The 17804-nt window shown below is 66.1% G+C and carries 17 protein-coding genes and 1 pseudogene; 9 read left to right on the top strand and 9 right to left on the bottom strand.

Annotated features, from left to right (window positions below; genetic code table 11):
* The 5 genes from M3498_16440 to M3498_16420 form a co-directional block, all read left to right on the top strand.
* Window positions 1-354 (top strand): hypothetical protein (locus M3498_16440; GenBank protein MDQ3460860.1); only part of this gene is annotated, 354 nt, incomplete at its 5' end.
* A 132-nt stretch (window positions 355-486) separates the two neighbouring features.
* A complete protein-coding gene (locus M3498_16435; protein MDQ3460859.1) occupies window positions 487-987 on the top strand; it encodes a helix-hairpin-helix domain-containing protein in 501 nt (166 codons plus the stop codon).
* On the top strand, window positions 984-3302 hold the full coding sequence (locus M3498_16430) for a DNA internalization-related competence protein ComEC/Rec2 (protein ID MDQ3460858.1): 2319 nt from the start codon (window positions 984-986) through the stop codon (window positions 3300-3302). The genes M3498_16435 and M3498_16430 overlap by 4 nt, the downstream gene beginning before the upstream one ends.
* Window positions 3303-3382: 80 nt before the next feature.
* Window positions 3383-4495, top strand: a complete 1113-nt coding sequence (locus tag M3498_16425) for a class II aldolase/adducin family protein (GenBank protein ID MDQ3460857.1) — start codon at window positions 3383-3385, stop codon at window positions 4493-4495.
* A 4-nt stretch (window positions 4496-4499) separates the two neighbouring features.
* Window positions 4500-5621, top strand: a complete 1122-nt coding sequence (locus tag M3498_16420) for an alcohol dehydrogenase catalytic domain-containing protein (GenBank protein ID MDQ3460856.1) — start codon at window positions 4500-4502, stop codon at window positions 5619-5621.
* Window positions 5622-5841: 220 nt separating this feature from the next.
* On the opposite strand, the gene M3498_16415 is transcribed toward M3498_16420, so the two are convergent.
* The gene (locus M3498_16415) at window positions 5842-6462 is read right to left on the bottom strand and encodes an endonuclease/exonuclease/phosphatase family protein (protein ID MDQ3460855.1); all 621 of its coding nucleotides are present in this window, start codon (window positions 6460-6462) and stop codon (window positions 5842-5844) included.
* Between the two features lie 359 nt (window positions 6463-6821).
* Between M3498_16415 and M3498_16410 the strand changes: the two genes are divergently transcribed.
* On the top strand, window positions 6822-7883 hold the full coding sequence (locus tag M3498_16410; GenBank protein ID MDQ3460854.1) for a glucose-1-phosphate thymidylyltransferase: 1062 nt from the start codon (window positions 6822-6824) through the stop codon (window positions 7881-7883).
* A gap of 91 nt (window positions 7884-7974) precedes the next feature.
* Here M3498_16410 and M3498_16405 read toward each other — a convergent pair whose 3' ends face one another.
* Both M3498_16405 and M3498_16400 read right to left on the bottom strand, forming a co-directional pair.
* Window positions 7975-8664 carry a PIG-L family deacetylase gene (locus M3498_16405; protein ID MDQ3460853.1) on the bottom strand — a complete coding sequence of 230 codons (690 nt, stop codon included), beginning with the start codon at window positions 8662-8664 and terminating at the stop codon, window positions 7975-7977.
* Window positions 8665-8693: 29 nt separating this feature from the next.
* The gene (locus tag M3498_16400) at window positions 8694-9194 is read right to left on the bottom strand and encodes a hypothetical protein (GenBank protein MDQ3460852.1); all 501 of its coding nucleotides are present in this window, start codon (window positions 9192-9194) and stop codon (window positions 8694-8696) included.
* Between the two features lie 342 nt (window positions 9195-9536).
* Between M3498_16400 and M3498_16395 the strand changes: the two are divergent.
* Both M3498_16395 and M3498_16390 read left to right on the top strand, forming a co-directional pair.
* Window positions 9537-11426, top strand: a pseudogene (locus M3498_16395) (heme o synthase).
* Window positions 11427-11483: 57 nt separating this feature from the next.
* Window positions 11484-12293 carry an SURF1 family protein gene (locus tag M3498_16390; protein ID MDQ3460851.1) on the top strand — a complete coding sequence of 270 codons (810 nt, stop codon included), beginning with the start codon at window positions 11484-11486 and terminating at the stop codon, window positions 12291-12293.
* 302 nt (window positions 12294-12595) lie between these two features.
* On the opposite strand, the gene M3498_16385 is transcribed toward M3498_16390, so the two are convergent.
* From M3498_16385 to M3498_16375, 3 genes are read right to left on the bottom strand one after another with little or no spacing between them, the layout of a single operon-like run.
* Window positions 12596-13027: a hypothetical protein gene (locus M3498_16385; protein MDQ3460850.1), complete on the bottom strand. Its 432-nt coding sequence runs from the start codon at window positions 13025-13027 to the stop codon at window positions 12596-12598.
* Entirely contained in the window at window positions 12976-13545 is a 570-nt protein-coding gene (locus tag M3498_16380; protein ID MDQ3460849.1) for an ABC transporter ATP-binding protein, read from the bottom strand. Before M3498_16380 ends, M3498_16385 begins: the two co-directional genes overlap by 52 nt.
* Window positions 13542-13946, bottom strand: coding sequence for a GntR family transcriptional regulator (locus M3498_16375; GenBank protein ID MDQ3460848.1), 405 nt, complete (start codon window positions 13944-13946; stop codon window positions 13542-13544). The genes M3498_16380 and M3498_16375 overlap by 4 nt, the downstream gene beginning before the upstream one ends.
* A gap of 191 nt (window positions 13947-14137) precedes the next feature.
* Between M3498_16375 and M3498_16370 the strand changes: the two genes are divergently transcribed.
* Window positions 14138-14839, top strand: a complete 702-nt coding sequence (locus M3498_16370; GenBank protein MDQ3460847.1) for a Uma2 family endonuclease — start codon at window positions 14138-14140, stop codon at window positions 14837-14839.
* Here M3498_16370 and M3498_16365 read toward each other — a convergent pair.
* The 3 genes from M3498_16365 to M3498_16355 form a co-directional block, all read right to left on the bottom strand.
* Entirely contained in the window at window positions 14829-15677 is an 849-nt protein-coding gene (locus tag M3498_16365) for a carbohydrate ABC transporter permease (GenBank protein ID MDQ3460846.1), read from the bottom strand. The two genes, M3498_16370 and M3498_16365, sit on opposite strands and share 11 nt — an antisense overlap.
* 2 nt (window positions 15678-15679) lie before the next feature.
* Window positions 15680-16795, bottom strand: a complete 1116-nt coding sequence (locus M3498_16360) for a sugar ABC transporter permease (protein MDQ3460845.1) — start codon at window positions 16793-16795, stop codon at window positions 15680-15682.
* 79 nt (window positions 16796-16874) lie between these two features.
* Window positions 16875-17804, bottom strand: a 930-nt coding sequence (locus M3498_16355) for an ABC transporter substrate-binding protein (protein ID MDQ3460844.1), incomplete at its 5' end; no start/stop codon positions are given.

Raw genomic sequence — 17804 nt, 5'->3', positions numbered from 1 at the left:
GCAGAGTACGACATCGTTCACGTCAACGCCGAGTTCTTCGCGCAAGTGAGCGACCACGACCCGGCTGTCTCGCGCTACACGCTCACCATCCGCTTGGCGCTCGAGCTGCTCAAGGGCGACGTGCAAGCCTTGAGCGCGGCGGGGCTTTTGAACGGCGGCCAGGGGCATGCGCTCATCGCCCGGATCGACGCCGCGATTCGCTCCTTGGATAGAGGTCAGGCGAAGACGGCGAGCAACCAACTCCAGGCCTTCGTCAACCAACTGAACGACTTCGTAGCGTCCGGGCAACTTCCCGAGGCCGAAGCCAGGCCCCTGCTCGAGGTGGCGCAAAGTATCATCGACGCGCTGAACTAGAGGCGGGTGAGGGTTGGAAAGGGGCCGAGCCTATCGGTCCCTTTCTCTTTTTTGTTGTGCTTCGATTGCACAAAAGTCATCCCCGTTTGACACTCCGAGTGAGATGAAAGGCGATTCCTGCTAGACTGACCCATGCGCCCCGCGCAGGAAAACTGGCTGACCCTTGGACTCGTTCTGGTCTGCCTCGTTCTGGTCGCCTGGAACCTCTATCCCAGACTGGCGCCCGTGCCCATGAGCGTCGAGCGTCACCAGCCCGAGGTGACGGTGTCGATTGCCGGGGCGGTGAGAAACCCCGGTCTCTACGAGCTGCCCTGGGGCTCGAGGGTGGCCGATCTTGTCGAGCTGGCGGGTGGGCTGCACGAGGAGGCCGAGGAGACGTTGGTCAACCTGGCGATGCCTTTGGATACCGGCGCGAGCATCGTAGTGCCCACCCGCACCACCGAGACGGGCGAGGTGCGCATCAGCCTCAACGCGGCGACGCAGCGCGAGCTTACTGGCCTGCCGGGTATCGGCCCGGTCCTGGCGGGGCGCATCATCGACTACCGGCCCTTTTACGGCGTGGACGAGCTCATCAAGGTTTCGGGCATCGGCCCGGTGACCCTGGAGCGGCTGCGCCCGCTGGTCAAGCCGTGAGCCTGGGTCCTGCCCCGGAACCGCGCCGCCCGGCGAAGCCGTCGCTTCCAGACAGGGCTCCTAACCCAGACAGGGCTCCTAACGAAGCCCTCACAGATCGACCCGAGGGCGCGAGCTTCCTTCCCTGGCCGGTCCCCGCCGCGCTCTACTTAGCCAGCGGCGTCGCGCTCTCCGGCCTCGGCCTGCCGCTGTGGCTGAGCCTGCTCGCCGCGCTCCTCCTCGCCCTCTTGACCTGGCTCCTCTGGCGGCGCTCGGAGGGCCTGCTCCTGCTCCTCGGCCTGACCTTGCTGCTGCCGCTGGGCGCCTGGCGCTATGAGCTTTGGCAGGCCCGGCCTCACCTCTTGGAGCCGCTGATGGCGCAGCGCCTGACCCTGTCGGGACAGTCCGACGGCCGCTATCTGAGGGTGGACGGCATTGGCGGCGATACCCGCTTTGGCGGCGCGCGGGTGGCCCTGTCGCCTCGCGGCTCGGTGGCGCCGGGCCGGGTGACGCTCACCGGCGACCTTGCCGAGGCGCAGGGCAAGCGCAACCCCGGCGGCTTCGACTACCGGAGCTACCTCGAGCGCCGGGACATCCGCGGGCAGGTCTTCGTGCGCGAGGTGCAGGTGCATGAGCCCGCCGCCGTCACCGTCAGGGAGCGCTTGCGTCAGGGCGTCGTCGCCGGGCTGGACGCGCGCGCGGCGGGGCTTATGCAGGCGATGACCCTGGGCCTGCGCGAGGACTTAGGCGACCTGCGCGAGGTCTTCGCGGCCTCGGGCCTGGCCCATCTCCTGGCCCTGTCGGGCCTGCACGTGGGCGTCCTGATGGCGGCGCTCGGCCTGCTCTTGAGCCCCCTGGGCCGGGCGCGCTACCCGCTCATGATCGTCCTCGCGCTGCTTTTCGTGCAGCTTGTCGGGCCGACGCCGAGCGTGGTGCGGGCGGCCGCGATGGTGACGGCGGCGCTCGTGACGCTGTGGCTGGGCAGCGGGCGCATCGAGCCCTGGCCGGCCCTGGGATTGGCGGCGCTGCTGACGCTTGTTTGGAACCCGTCCTGGCTCTTCGACCTCTCCTTTCAGCTCTCCTACCTGGCGGTGGCGGGCATCCTCCTCTTCGTCCCGCCGGTCATGAAGGCTATCTTCGGCCGGAACTTTATCGCCCGGGGTTGGTGGGACCCGCGCACGCTGGTCGTGGGCGCGGCGGTGGTGAGCGCCTCGGCGCAGGCGCTGACCCTGCCGCTCGTCGCTCACCACTTCGGCAGCGTTCCCCTCTTCAGCCCCTTGGTCAATGTCGTGGCGGTGCCGCTGGCCGGACTGCTGGTGCCGCTCGGCTTTGTGGCCGGGCTCCTGGGTACGCTGTCACCTGGTCTGGCGGGAGGACTCAACGTACCGACAGGCCTGCTGGTGGGCGCGCTCATCGGCCTCGCCGACCTGGCCTCCGCCCTGCCGACCCTGGCCTGGGGCGAGATCGCCCCCGCGGGCTACCTTCTCTACGCCGTGGGCGGCGTGGCGCTGGCCCTCACCCTGGGGGGCCGGCTGCGGCCCTGGCGGGGGGCGCTGGTCGTCACCGTCGCGCTGGCAAGCTCGACGGTCTTGGCGGCGCGGGAGACGAGCGAGGTGGTGTTTATCGACGTGGGGCAGGGAGACAGCGCGCTGGTGCGCGCGGGCGGCGTGGCCATCTTGGTGGACGGCGGGGGCAGCCTGTGGAGCGATTTTGACGTGGGCGCGCGCACGGTGGTGCCGGCCCTGCGGGCTCTGGGGGTAGGCCGGCTCGAGCTCGTCATCGCCACCCACGCCCATGTCGACCACATGGAAGGGCTCGTCAGCGTCCTTAAGCTCATGCCGGTAGGTGCCCTCGTCATCGGGGTGGAGGACTGGGAGCGCCCGGTCTTCGCCGAGCTGATGGCCGCGGCGGAAGGCGGCGGCGTGCCGGTCGTGCAGGTGACCCGCGGCGAGTCGCTCGCGCTCGGCCCCGTCCGGCTCGACATCTTAAACCCGCCGCGGCGGCGCTACGGCGATGTCGACGCCGACTCGGTGGCCTTTGCGCTCTACCTGGACGACCGGCCCACGGCGCTCTTTCTGGGCGACATCCCCGAGGCCGTCGAGCGCGACATCGCCTTTCCCGCCGTGGACCTTTTGATGACGCCCCATCACGGCTCGAGAACCTCGACCTCGGACGCCCTCGTCGCCGCCGCGCGGCCTAAGACGGCCGCCATCTCCTACGGCCGCAACAACTACGGCCACCCCAGCCCGCTCGTCTTGGAGCGCTTGCAGGCGGCGGGCGCCGTGGTGCGGGAAACCTTTTTGGAGGGCGCCGTGCGGCTGCCGCTTAAGCCCTGAGCGGCGTCAAGGCCAGATTGCTGGGGGTGTGCTCGAGAGAACGGCGGGCTTTTGTCAGGCGATAGGGTAGAATCGCCTAAATGATCACTTCCGCTCCCTCTCGCTCTCCGCAATCGGCGCCCCCGGCAGGCGCCCCCGTCTTCAGCTTTCACGGCGAGCCCTCGCCCGGCTTGGGCGAGCTTGCCGCGGATCTCAAGCGCGCGCTCGGCGAGGCCGGCTACCGCTTCGAAGAGGCCGCCGACGCCCCGCGCCTGGTCCTCAACTTCATCACCGAGGAGGCGCCCGCACCCTTTAGGCGCCGCGCTCAGGCGGTCTTCGTCCTCTCGCTGCTGGAGCTGCCCGAGCTGCCGGCGGAGCCCGTCAAGGCGCTCTACCCCTACCTGGTGCGCTCGCTCTCCAACATGCTGCTCGTCTATGCGCCGGGTGAGGGCGTGCACTTCGTCACCTTGGAGCTCGGCCACTACGTCGAGCGGGAAGGCCCGCGCTTCGCCGAGCGGCTGGTCGAGCGCATCAAGCCCCTGGCCGAGTCGCGGCTGGTCATCGACAATGACTTCAGGGGTGACCTCGAGGAGGCGCTGCGCGCGGGCGACGCGCTCACCCGCGCGCTCAGCCTGGCCGGCAAGCGCCTTGCCGACTGGGACCTCTTGCCCGCGCCCTTTTCCATCGACGAGATCCTGTCGCCCGAGGATCTGCGCCACGTCAAGAGGCTCTACGGCATCGGCGGCCTCTCCTACGGCAACCTGTCGGTGCGCAAGGACGAGGGGCGCTTTTGGATGTCGGCCTCGGGCGTCGACAAGTCGCGGCTCGAGACGGTCGGCCGCGACATCCTCATGGTCACCGACTACGACGAGGCAGAGAACGCCATGCGCCTCTCGGTGCCGCCGGGTGTCGAGCCGCGCCGGGTATCGGTCGACGCCATCGAGCACTGGATGATCTACCGCGAGCACCCGGATGTGGGCGCGATCATCCACGTCCACGCCTGGATGGACGGCGTGCCCTCGACCGAGCTCAACTACCCCTGCGGCACCTTCGAGCTCGGCGAGGCGGTCGCCGAGACGCTGCGCCGCGCCGACGACCCCGCGCGGGCGATCGTTGGCCTCAAGAACCACGGCCTGACCATCACCGGCCGGAGCGTGGAAGACGTTTTGGCGCGCATCGAGGGTAGGCTGGTCCAGAACATCCCGATGATCTAAAGCCATGAAGGCGCTTCGCTACTACCCCTCCGTGCCTCGCTACCTTCTGGCCGGGCGGCTCGGCACGCGTTACCCCATCGCGCAGTTGCCGCTCAGGCTCGAGCGCCTGCCCGCGCCCCAAATCCCGCCGGGCTGGCAGCGCGTCAAGGTGCGCCTGTCGGGCATCTGCGGCTCCGACCTGGCGCTGCTCTATGGCAAGAACTCGCCCCGGCTCTCGCCCTTCTTTTCCTTCCCGGCGGTCTTGGGGCATGAGATTCTGGGCGAGGTGGAGGGCGTGCGCGTGGTCGTCAACCCGCTCTTGGCCTGCCGCGAGCGGGGTGTAGAGGCCTGCGCGGCCTGCCAGGGGGGCGAGGACGGGCGCTGCCAAAAGCCCGCGGAGGGCGCCTTCGCCCCCGGCATGCTGGGCTTCTGCCGCGACCTCCCCGGCGGCTGGGGCGAGACGGTCGCGGTCCACCCCGACCGGCTCTATCCCATCCCCGACACTGTCCCGGACGCTCGAGCGGTCTTGGCCGAGCCGCTGGCGGTGGCGCTGCGCGGCTTGAGCTTGGCCTTTCCCGGCGGGCCGCCCGCCAGCTTGCTCGTCGTCGGCGCGGGCACCATCGGCCTGCTGACGGTGGTGGCCCTGCGCCTGACGGGCTACGGGGGCGAACTCCACGCCGTCGCCCGCCATCTTGTTCAGGCCGACATGGCCAGGCAGCTGGGCGCGGACCGGGTCCACGGCTCGGTTGCCGAGGCGGCGGAGGCGGTGGGGGCCAAAGCCTACCGGGCGATCATCGGCCCTCCCGCCTGGCGCGGCGGCTTCGGCGCGGTGGTGGACGCCGCGGGCAGCGCCAGTTCGCTCGAGCAGGCTTCCTGGGCCGTGGCCGAGGGCGGGACGCTGCTGCTCCTCGGCGCGCCTGGGCACCTGCGCCACGACCTCTCCCCCTACTGGTTCCGCGAGCTCAGGCTCGTCGGGAGCTATGTCTACAGGCGTGAGGACTTTGCGAAGGCGGTCAGCTTGCTTGCCGAGGCCGAGGGTCTCGAGCGCCTCGTCGGCGCCTCCTACCCGCTTGAGGAGTGGCGCGAGGCCTTGGGGGCGGTGCGGACGCGGCGGGCGGTCAAGGTGGTCTTCGCGCCGCAGACCTAGACTTCATACTTAGACCTCAAGATACTTAGACCTCAAGATACTTAGACCTCAAAAATGGTCACGCAAGGAAAGTGATCGCTTAGCGTCCTGATGATTGTGCTCTCTTTTGTTCTAAACTCGCCCCTTGAAGTCAGGATGTAATCGATTCGCTTGTTTGTGTTGGGCAAGGATGGCTCCTTTGGCAAGGTGTCAACGAGGGATAGCGCCTAGGTGAGGCCCACTAGGGCCTAAGGGCTAGTGCCCTTAACCTATGAAAGAGGCGCGGATAGACTGCCTTGAGGTTATGGACATTAAAGTCCCCGCAGAGAATGAGCGGCGTGTCCAGATGTTCGAGCAAGACCCCCTCAATCTCTCGAGCGAACGCGCTTCCCTCCTGACTTTCATAGCTCGAGCCCAGGATATGAAGAGGAAGGAGGTGGGTGTTGGCAATCAGCAGATCGCCGCACCTCACGCGCTGAAGATACTTGTCATGGACCCTGGCGTGCTCCCCATCGGTAAGCAGCAGGAGGCTGAGCTTGAAAGTCGGGAGCGGTAACTTGACGGCTCGAGGCTTTGCAAGGGCGTGTTTGGAGAGAATGGCGTTGGCGAGTCTATAAGCGTCGTCGATATGGGACTCGCTCGTGACTGTTTCAAAGATGTAATTGTAGCCGAGGCTGGAGGCGATTTCGTGCGCTTGAGACCGGGACGTGTTCAGGTGAACCTCTTGAAGGCAAACGATATCCGCAGCGACATCTTCAATTTGAGCGATGAAATAGGAGAGATTTTCAGCCTTGAGGTATACCTTTGGACTCATGGATTGCAAGCCATAGCCACCGTTGATGTTCCACGTCATTACCTTCATGCGGAAAGTATAAGGGTGCTTGAGCGGGCCAATTGGCTTGAATGGTGGTTCAGCTTCGGTTTCGGCGGGAAGGGCTCGTCGCTGATCGCTCAGGTCACCGTGCGCCGCCGCAACCTCCCCTGGCGCCGGCGTAGACGGTCAGGCCGCGGATGGTCGATTCGCTGAGTCGTGAGATGCGCCGGGCGGGCTGGGGCACGGGCTCATGCATAGGGACCAGTCTAGCCGAATTTGTTTGCGTAAATTTGTTTGCGTAGAGGTCAGAACCCCCGCCCTTTGGGCTATACTCGAGCCTGCAATCATCAAGGTCGGCTCCTGGCGGCGGAACAGCGTTTCGCCTTCAGGCCGGCACTAGGAGGCGCTTGAAGGGACTCATCCTCGCCGCCGGCCTGGGCACCCGCCTGCGGCCGCTCAGCAACGCCCGGCCCAAGCCCGTGATCGCGGTCGCCAACCGGCCGCTCATCGTCCACGCGCTCGACCACCTGGTGGCGGCGGGCATCGGCGAGGTCGGCATCGTGGTGTCGAGTACCACGGTGGCCGAGATCCAGCGGACGCTGGCGGCTTACCGGGGCGCCCGGATAAGCTACATCAGCCAGGCGCGGCCGGCGGGTCTGGCGCACGCGGTCAAGGCCGCGAGGGCCTTTTTGGGTGACGAACCCTTCGTCACCTATCTGGGCGACAACCTCTTTCAGCACGGCGTCGGCGCCTTTGTGGACGCCTTCCGGCAAGGGAACGGTGAGGTTCATACGGTTTTGGCCCTGGCGCGCGTTGCGGACCCGCGCCAGTTCGGGGTGGCGGTGGTCGAGGACGGGCGCGTCACCCGGCTCGTCGAGAAGCCCGTCCACCCACCCAGCGACCTGGCGGTGGCCGGCGTCTACGTCTTCGACGCCTGCGTCCACGCGGTCATCGACGAGCTCGCCGTGAGCGCGCGCGGCGAGTACGAGATCACCGACGCCATTTCAGGGCTCATCCGGGCGGGCAAGCGGGTGGCAGCCGTCGAGGTGACGGGCTGGTGGAAGGACACCGGCCGCCCCGAGGATGTGCTCGAGGCCAACCGCCTGCTCCTGGCGGCCCTCGAGCCCCGTCAGGAGGGGCGGCTCGAAGGAAGCGAAGTGCGCGGCGCCGTCGCGGTCGAGGCGGGCGCGCTGGTCAGGAACTCGCTCATCGAGGGTCCCACCATCATCGGCGCGGGCGCGCGCGTCCTTGACGCCCATATCGGCCCCTATACCAGCATCGGCGCCGGGGTGCGGGTGCGGCGCGCGGTGATCGCGGACAGCGTGATCGAGGAGGCGTCGGTGATCGAGGGGATAGGCGCGCCTATCCGCTCGAGCCTGATCGGCGCGCGCGTCGAGATCCGCGGCGCCGGGGGAGACGCGCACCGCCTGGTGCTCGGCGACCGCAGCCGCCTCGAGCTGCTCGAGTGAAGGTGCGCCGACGTGTCAGCCGTGAAGCGCTCGGCGGCTTCAGTCCCGCGCCGGCACCACCTGTTCTAGAGACCTGTTCTAGAGACCTGTTCTAGAGCAGGTAATCGGTCGCCGGCCCAAAGGCCTGACGAAGCTGAAACTTCTCGGCGAACTTCACGCCGACCTCGCGGCCGTGGCTGGCGCGGCTGGCCCTGAACTGCTCCTCGGTCCACTCCCACCTGTAGAAGTCGCGGTAGAAGGCGAAGGCCTCGCTGACGAGCCCTATCTGCTCGCTGATGTCGACGTGCATGACCGGGCGGATGGTCGCCGACGAAGGGTACTGGTAGAAGCGCACCGGCCGGCGGTGGGCCTCGAGCCTGTCGTCGATTTCGTCGTTGATGATTTTGGGAATCCGCGCCAGGGTGACCGCGTCGAAGCTGACCTTGGCGGTCATGCGGTGGTCGGGGTGGGGGTGATCGTCGCTCCAGGTGATGATCGAGTCGGGCTGCCAGCGGGCGTAGAGGCGGGCGATCTCCAGCGCCTCGGCGCGCGAGCCCGTCATCCTCGAGTCGCCCATGTCGAAGAAACGGTGTTCGGCGCCCACCTTGTGAGCGACCCAGGCGCCGTGCTCCTGCCTGACGCGGCTCACCTCCTCTCTGGAGGCGTCGCCGAACTGGCTGGCGAGTTCGCCCAGGGTGGTCCACACCAGCATCACCGCATCACCGCGCTCGGCGTGGCGGCGCAGGGTGCCCAAACAGCCGAGCTCGTCGTCGGGATGGGCAAAGATGGCCATGATGCGCATAGAGAATGTTCGGGCAGGCTAAAAAGCGCTCAGTTGCCGAACAGGCCCCGCAGGATGAGGCTGTGGAAGAACATGACCGAGCCGCCGTAGGCGATGTGGCCGACCACGGCCGAGGGGATCACGTAGAAGTTGCTGCGGTAGGCCTCGATGGGGTGGTGCTCGACGACCACGATGGCGAGCAAGATGGCGACGAGAAGGCCGTGGCCCAAGCCGACGGCCAAGCCGATCAAGACGTCGAACATGTTGACGCCGCCCCAAGCGACCATCTGCGGCAACTCGGTGTCTATGGAGACGAGCCCCCAGGCGATGAGGCCGTAGAGAAAGGCAAAGAGCACGCCCGAGCCAAAGTGGATGGCGGTGCCGATGAGACTCGAGCGCCGTTCGGCCTTGCCGGTGACGGCGGTGCCCAGGGCGCCGATCACGTCGTAGTGGCCGCCGCTCCAGAGCATGGGCAGATACTGGAAGGTCACCATGACCACCGTCGCCAGGGGCCCCGCGATGAGGGAAGAGAGAAGTAGCTCGAGAACCATGACACCTCCTGAAGCTCGTTCGCGCCGCCAAGTCCCGCATCCTCAGCGAGGTTCGCGGTTGCGCCCGCACGGGCTAGGCGACCTGTAGACCGAACGGTTCACCTGTATGGCCCGTAGTATGACATAAGTTGCTTGTGGCATTGTTGCTCGTGGCCTAGTTGCCCGTGGCTAGCCGCGCCACCGCGCCGAGGCTGACTTGGGGCGGAGCGGTTTTTGGTATGCTGCGCGGTGGCGCGAGCCGGTTGGGGATCAAGGGCGTCATAGAGGACAATTGTCCTCGAGGCCGGAGCGGGCGCACCCTATACTGATATGAACGCCTTTTGAGAAGACTCGAGAGGTGTGATGGAGGATGCTGTGCGGAGACACGGGGTTGGGACGCTGGCGATCGCCTGGACGGCGCTGATCACCACGGTGCTGCTCAATCTGCAAGGGGCGGTGGTGCGCGCCACGGGTTCGGGCGCGGGCTGCGGCAGCCACTGGCCGACCTGCAACGGCGAGATCGTCCCGCTGCAAGCAGGCTTTGCCACGGCGCTCGAGTTCAGCCACCGCCTGCTCACCCTGGTGCTCCTGGCACTCGTCCTGTGGCTGCTCTTGCTGGCCTTTCGCGGCCGCCGCGAGAACCTTGGCCTCTACCGAGCCAGCCTGGCGGCGGTCTTTTTCCTGGTCTTGCAGTCGCTCGTCGGCGCCGCCACCGTCGTCTTCGGCTTTACCGGTGAGAACACCAGCCTGATGAGGGGCGTCATCGTGCCGATTCACCTCGTCAACTCGATGTCGATGGTGGGTGCGCTGGTTATCGCCGTCCTCTACGCCAAGGGTGCGCCCGGCCCGCTGCGCCTGCGCCGCCAGGGCGCCCTGGCGACCACGCTGGGACTCGGCTTTCTGGGCATGTACACCCTGCTCTTCACGGGCGGCGTGGCGGCCCTGGGCAACACCATCTTCCCTTCGGCCAGCCTGCTCGACGGCCTCAGCCAGGACTTCAATCCGGCCGCGCCCATCCTCTTGCAGCTGCGCGTCCTGCACCCGCTCATCGGCATGGCTGTAGGCATCTATCTGGTTACCAGCCTGGGCCTCAGCCTGTGGATGAAGCCCACCTCCCAGGTCAAAAGGCTCGGCTGGTGGCTCTTTGCCGTCTACCTCGTGCAGATGCTCGTCGGCATGGTGAACCTGCTGCAGATGGCGCCGCTCGCCCTGCAACTTCTGCACCTGGGCCTGGCGACCCTGGCCTTTTCGCTCTTCACCGCCTTTGCCGCTCATGCGCTGGCGGCGCGCTCGAGCGTTCACCTTAGGGAAGCCGAGCTGAGCCCGGCGGGGTTGCAGCGCTAGATGGCGAGGGTCACGGCACCAGGGAGCGGTGTGCTTCAGGCGGCGCGGCCGGGCTGGCGCGACTGGCTCAGCCTGACCAAGCCCAAGGTCATCAGCCTCTTGCTCTTCACCACCGTCGGCGCGATGTTCGTGGCGGCCCGAGGCTTTCCCGGCTGGCTGCCGCTCCTGGGCCTCTTGCTCGGCGGCTACATGTCGGCCGGGGCCGCGGGCGTCTTCAACATGGTCTACGACCGCGACATCGACGGCCGCATGCGCCGCACCGCGGGGCGCCCCACGGTGACGGCGCTGATCGGCAGCCGCGAGGCGCTCGTCTTCGCCACCCTCTTGACGGTCGGCTCGGTGCTGGTCATCGGGCTCAGTTCGAACTGGCTGGCCTCCTTGCTGTCTTTGATCGGCATCGGCTTCTACGTGGTCATCTACACCATGTGGCTGAAGCGCGCCACCTGGCAGAACATCGTCATCGGCGGCGCGGCCGGGGCCATCCCGCCCTTGGTGGGCTGGGCGGCGGTGACCGGCGACTTGAGCCTCGTCGCCTGGTTTCTCTTCGCGCTCATCTTCCTGTGGACGCCCGTTCACTTTTGGGCCCTGGCGCTCATGATCAAGGACGACTACGCCGCCGTGGGCGTGCCGATGGCGCCGGTGGTCATCGGCGAGAGGGCGACGGTCGTGCAGATCGTCTTCTACGCCGTGCTCACGGTCGCGGTCACCTTGCTGCCCTTCGCCCTGCGCGAGTTCAGCCCGGCCTACCTGGTCGCGGCCATGATCTTGAACGCCAGCCTGATGCTGCGCGTCTACCGGCTCTACAAAACCATCGAGCGCGGCACGGCCTTGGGGCTCTACAAGTATTCGATGCTCTACCTGGCCCTGCTCTTTTTGGCGATGGCCGTCGACCGGGCCTTTTTTGTCTGAGGCTCTGTCCAAGGCTCTGTCCAAGGCTTTGTCTGAGGCCGCCCTGGAGAAGTCCGCGTGTCCTACCGCCTGTTTCTGACGCCCAAGTGGCTCCTCGGCCACGCCTTGGCCCTGGGCCTGGTGGTGCTCTTCGTCAACTTCGGCTTCTGGCAACTGCGCCGGCTGGACGAGCGGCAGAGTTACAACACCCTGCTCGAGACCCGCCTGACCGCCCCGCCCGAAGCCCTCGCCGCGCTTCTAGCCGAGGTCGCGCCCGGGGCCGCGCGCGAGCCCGCGGACGCCGCCAACCCGCTTGCCTACCGCCGCGCCCTCGCCGAGGGTGTCTACGACCCTGCGCGCGAGGTTCTCTTGCGCTCGAGGTCTTATAACGGCAACCCCGGCTACCACGTCCTCACGCCGCTCGTCTTGGACAGCGGCGAGGCGCTCCTGGTGGACCGCGGCTGGGTGCCCTTCGCCTGGGACGAGCCGCCCGTGCCGGGGGCCCTGACGCCCGAGGGCAGGGTGGCGCTCTCTGGCGTCCTCTTCCCGCGCCAGGAGCAGCCGGGCTTCGGCGCGCGCGACCCCGCAACGGGCGAGCTTACGGCGCTCTTCTGGGTGGACATAGAACGCCTGGGGCGCCAGCTGCCCTACCCCCTGGTGCCCATGTACTTGCAGCTTTCGGCGCAAGCGCCCGCCCAGCCCCAGCCCTATCCCATCCTCGCCGCGCCACCCGTCATCGACGCGGGCCCGCACCTCGGCTACGCCCTCCAGTGGTTCTCGTTCGCGCTCATCGGCATCGTCGGCTACGCGCTGCTCGTGCGCCAGGTGGTGCAGGAGGCAAGGGGGAAGCGCGCCCCAGCCGAGAGGGCGTTGCAGGGCAAGGCGTAGGTGCTCGGCAAGCCCAAGACTTAGAACTCACCGTTCGCTCAATTCCAAACCCACTTCTCAGAATTGAGTCCGCTCATGCCAAAGATTGCCCAGAGGCTCGAGCCCGGCTCGGGAAGCAGGATCCACACGACGGCGCCCAGCATAAGCGTGACGAGCGGCACGACCAGAACCCTTAAGAGCCTGGCAAGGGCAACCGCCTTGCGTGGTAAGGGCAGCGCAGCGAGCATCCTGAGGCGACCCTCTCGGAATTCGATGTCGAGAAACTCGTTAGAATGCGGTTGCCGTAATAGCCAATTTCTGTCCTAACGATCTGCCACACTGTGCGCTCCTTTTAAAATGTGCACGGCGATGTCGTCGATACTTATGCGGCTCACCTCAATGCGCTCGGCGCTGAGGGCGCTCAACTGGCTCTGCGTCAGCGCAAAATCCCGGCTTACGGCCTGGTGCTCGTTGCCGTGAGCGCGATGGCTGGCGAAGGACTCCGTGAGCGCTTGGGGAAGAGGCGCGGCCAGCCTAAAGGAGACCTTGCGCCACTTGTCCTCTAGGGTGTCTTTGGGTTCGTTTAAGATGATGCGCCCCTCCCTGATAAAGGCCAGCTCGTCCGCCAGCCGGCTTATGTCCGCGAGGATGTGGCTCGAGTAGATGATGGCTTGCTCGCCCTCCAAAAGCTCCCAGAGCACCTCTAAAACCTCGGCTCTCGCCAGCGGGTCGAGGCCGGAGGTCGGCTCGTCCAAAAGGAGCAGCTTAGTTTATGCGCGAGCGCGGTGATGAGCCCGAGCTTGCTGCGGTTTCCCTTAGAGAGGGTTTTGACGGGCTTCTCGAGGGGAAAGCTAAAGCGCCTGACGAGTTCTTGCAACCAGCTCTCTGACCAAGAAGGGTAAAACTTGGCCAGGAAGCGCAGGTTGCGCGCGCCGCTCCAGTTTTCGTAGTACGCCCCCTCGTCGCTGGCGTAGCCTATCCGCCCCTTGGCAAAACCGCCCCCGTGCGCCGCTTGGCCGAAGATGCGGATGCTGCCGGCGTCCGGCTGGATAAGCCCGGCGAGACAGTCCAGCAGGGTGGTCTTGCCGGCGCCGTTGGGGCCGATGAGGGCGAGCACCGTGCCCGGTTGTAGCCGTAAATCGACGGGGCCGAGCGTAAAGCCCTGGTAGCGCTTTTCAAGCCGCTGCACGTTAAAGGCCGCGGCTAGCCCGTGAGAGGGTTGCGCCGCGAAGGGAGACTTAGCCCCTCGCGGGCTCGCTTCGGTATGGATCATGACAGGACACCTCCTTTGGTCGCTTTGGTCAGGCTACGGATAAGCCTCTGACATTGCGCCGCTATTTGCTCAGGATTGAGACCCTCGGCGAGGGCCTCTTCTATGAGTGGCCTCATGGTTTCAACGAGTCGTGCCATTGCCATCGTCTCCTTTTGTTCGCTCGACAGACTTGCCACAAAAAACCCTTTGCCCCGCCTCGCCTGGATGAGCCCCTCGCGCTCGAGGTCCTCGTAAGAACGCTGCACGGTGATGACGCTGACCTGCTGCTCTTTCGCCAAGGCTCTGATGGAGGGAAGGTCCGTGCCCTCACGGAGGTCACCCGCCAGAATCTTGGCCCGTATCTGCCGGGAGATTTGGCCGTGCAGGGGCTCGGAAGAGAGATCGGACAGGTTCAGTATCATCGAATCCTTTCGCCACACTGTACATGAACAATATATACACTAGAGGTGATAATTTGTCAAGCCGGCGCACCCCTGGGAAACTGCTAGGTGCAACTTTAAAAAGCGCTAAACTGTCCTCAGAAGAACGGAGACGGCTTTTTGCGCGGCCTAGAGGGCATGTGCCGAGCGTCTACAGCGGGAAGGGTGGTGTTATGGCAGTAGCGGACAAAGCGGTTGAGGTGCTGCCGCTGGAAAGCGGCGACCGGCTCACGCGCAGCGAGTTCGAGCGGCGCTATGAAGTCATGCCGGAAGTCAAGAAGGCTGAACTTATCGAGGGGGTTGTTTATATGTCTTCAGCCGTGCGGGCTAAGCAACATGGTCAACCGCATAGCCAAGTTATCACCTGGTTGGGTGTTTACACTGCTGCCACTCCCGCTGTGATGTTGCTTGACAACACCACGGTGCGTTTGGATTTGGACAACGAGGCGCAACCCGACGCGCTCCTCAGGTTGCCCGAAGAGGCTGGCGGCAGCTCGCGCGTCAGCGAGGACGATTATATCGAGGGCGCCCCCGAGTTGGTCATCGAGATCGCCGCGAGCAGCGCTTCGTACGACCTGCACGACAAGCTCAAGGTCTACCGGCGCAGCGGCGTGCGGGAGTATCTGGTGTGGCGGGTTTACGACCGTGAGCTCACCTGGTTTTACCTGTACGAAGGGGCGTACCTTCCCCTCACCCCCGACGAGGCGGGCGTGGTGGAGAGCCGCGTCTTTCCGGGTCTGCGCTTGGCCGTCGAGGCGATGCTGGCGGGCGACCTCGCCAAGGTGCTGGCAACCCTGCAGGAGGGTTTGGGTGAGGGCGAACACGGCGCGTTCGTGAAAGGGCTGACCGGGGGCGAGGATCGGGTTATCCCTTGACCGACCCCGCCAGCAAGCCGCGGATAAAGTAGCGGCCCAGAAAGATATAGACGAGCAGCGTGGGAATCGCGGCCAGAATCGCCCCGGCCATCGGCAGGTTCCACCTGACCGCCTCGCCGCCCGCGAGCTGCGCCAGGGCCACGGTGATGGGCTGGGAGGCGGTGCGGGTGAGGGTCACCGCGAAGAGAAACTCGTTCCAGACCTGAGTGAACTGCCAGATCACCACCACCACGAAGGCGGGCACCGAGAGCGGGAAGATGACGTGGCGGTAGATGCCGAAAAAGCCCGCGCCGTCGATCTTGGCGGCCTCGAGCATCTCGTTGGGAATTTCCGAATAGTAGTTGCGGAAGATGAGCGTGGTGATGGGCAGGCCGTAGACGACGTGGGCGAGGATGAGGCCCCACAGGCTGCCGTAAAGCCCTATCTCGCGCAGAAACTGAAAGAGCGGAATCAGTATGCTCTGGTAAGGAATGAACATGCCGAAGAGAATGAGCGGGAAGAGGACGCCAGCCCCCGGAAAGCGCCACTTCGAGAGCACATAGCCGTTCAAGGAGCCCAGGATGGCCGACAGGGCGGTAGCGCTCACGGTGAGCACCAGGCTGTTTTGCAGCTTGGGCGCAAAGACCGCCCAGGCGTCGGCGAAGCTCTGCCAGTAGGGGCGGGCGGGAAGCTGCCAGGCGGTCGAGAGGCTGATCTCGGCCGGGTGCTTGAGGGCGGTCACGAAGACCAGATAGACGGGCACCAGAAAAAAGAGCGTGGCCAGCGCGAGCAAGAGGTAAAGGAACCAGCGCCCCCGGCGCAGGGGCCTTTTGGGTCTGGCCTTGGGTCTGGCGGCCAGGCTCACCGTCTCGCCTCCTTGCGCAATTGGCTCCACAGGTAGGGCACGATGATGACGGCGACCAGGACGAGCAGGATGACGGCGATGGCCGCGCCCTTGGCGAACTGGTTGCCGCGAAAGGCGGTGGTATACATCAAAAGCGCGGGCACGCTCACGCGGGCGTTGTCCGGCCCGGCCATGGCGAAGACCAGGTCGAAGATCTTGAGGCTGATGTGACCCAAAATGATCATGGCCGAGAGCGTGATCGGTCGGAGAAGAGGCAGGACCACGTGGCGGTAGAGCTGCGTCTCGGTGGCGCCGTCCACTCGAGCGGCCTCGCGGAGCTCCGCCGAAACGCCGCGCAGGCCGGCCAGGTAGAGGGCCATGGTGTAGCCGGCCATCTGCCACACCGCCGCGAGGATCACGCCGCTGAGCGCCAGGTTGAAGCCGTAGCGCTCTAGCCGGGGCAGGAGGGTGACGCCCGGCGCGCCTGCCAGACTCCAGCCCCCCACGAGCAGGGCGGAAACGAGCGCGACCCGGCCTCGCGTCTCGCCTCGGCGCAGGCTGCCGAGGGCGATAAAGAGCAAAACAGCGGCGATGAGCAAGCCCGCATAGAGCGGCAGGTCCTGCCAGTTGAAGCGCCAGACCTGTTCACGAGACGAGAGCCAGCCGAACTGCAAGGGCGGCAGTCCCACCGTCGTCGGCAGGATATTGAGTCCACCCCTGGGCTGGAGCATCCAGCGCCAGATGGTGCCCGTGACGATAAACGAGAGCGACAGCGGAAAGAGGAAAAGGGTCCTGAAGACGCCCTCGCCGCGCACGTTCTGATCGAGTAAAATAGCCAGGCCCAGCCCTAGCCCCAAGCAGCCCGAGATAAAGAACAGAGTGAAAAAGACCATGTTGACCAGGTCCTGGCGGAAGCGCACGTCGATGGGGCTGGTGAAGAGCTGGAGGTAGTTCTCGAGCCCGACGAACCTGAGCTGCGGGTCTAGGGCCAGCGCCTGGAAGGGGTCGCGCCCCCAGTCGGTCAGCGAGGCGTAGAAGGTCTGGCCGATAAAGCCGTAGACGAAGATGCCCAGGAGCACCAGCGAGGGCGCGATCATCAAGATGGCGATGAGGGTGTCTCGGTTGAGTCGCATAAGCGCTGGTCAGGGGCTAGGGATTGGGGCTAGGGGATTTTCCCCAGCCCCAATCCCAGACCCCAGCCCTGTTCTGTGGTTACTGCCCGAGGCCCGTCTGGACGGCGAGTTCCTGGGTAGTGGCGGCCGCCGCCTGGGCGTCACCCGTGTCCAGGTAGATGTTCAGCGCGGTGGCGAACTGGTCCTGGAAGGTGGGGTTGGCCGCGGCGCCGTGAACGAGGGAGGGCACCAGGCGGTTGGCCTGGAAGTCCTCGGCGGCCGCTTGCAGATAGGCGTTGTAGAGCGAGAGGTCGCTGTCGGTCCTCGCCGCGATCGAACCCTTGAGCGGGTTGAAGGTGTCTTGACCTTCCAAGGAGCCCAGCGTGCGCAGCCACTCGGTGGTGTTCTCGCGGTTCGCCGCGCCGACCGGCAGGCCGAAGGAGTCCGACAAGAGCATGAACGCCCCCTCGGTGTCGGGGGAAGGCGCCCAGCCGAAGCCCTCGCCGGGCTCGAGCCCGAGCGTGGTGACCATGTAGCCGGCGGCCCAGTCGCCCATGATGTTGAAGGCGGCCTCGCCCTCCACGAGCCGGTCGGTAGCTTGCTGCCAGGAGAGGCCGGCGGCGTCGTCGTTGGTGCAGGCCATCACCTCGCCAAAGACCTCCCAGACACGGGCGGCGCGTGGCTCGTCGAAGGCCAGTTCACCCGTCCAGAGGGCGTTGTAGTCGTCGATGCCGAGCACGCCCAGGGCGACGGACTCCCAGAGGTGCTGCTGCGTCCAGGCTTCGGCGACGACGAGCGGCGTCACGCCCTGCTCTTGCAAGGTGGGGCAGACCTGCAAAAACTCATCCCAGTTCGTCGGTACCGAGACGCCCCATTCCTCCAGGTTGGCCGGGACATACCACATCACGTTGGAGCGGTGGATGTTGACGGGCTCGGTCCAGATGCCCTCGTCGGTGCTGATCAGCTCGATGAGTTCCGGCGAGAGAACGTCGAACCAGCCCTCCTCCTCGTAGAGAAAGCTGAGGTCCTC

The organism is Deinococcota bacterium (genome assembly GCA_030858465.1).
Taxonomy (GTDB): domain Bacteria; phylum Deinococcota; class Deinococci; order Deinococcales; family Trueperaceae; genus JALZLY01.
Note: the sequence above shows the minus strand (reverse complement) of the source record. Positions and strands in the feature narration are given on the sequence as shown.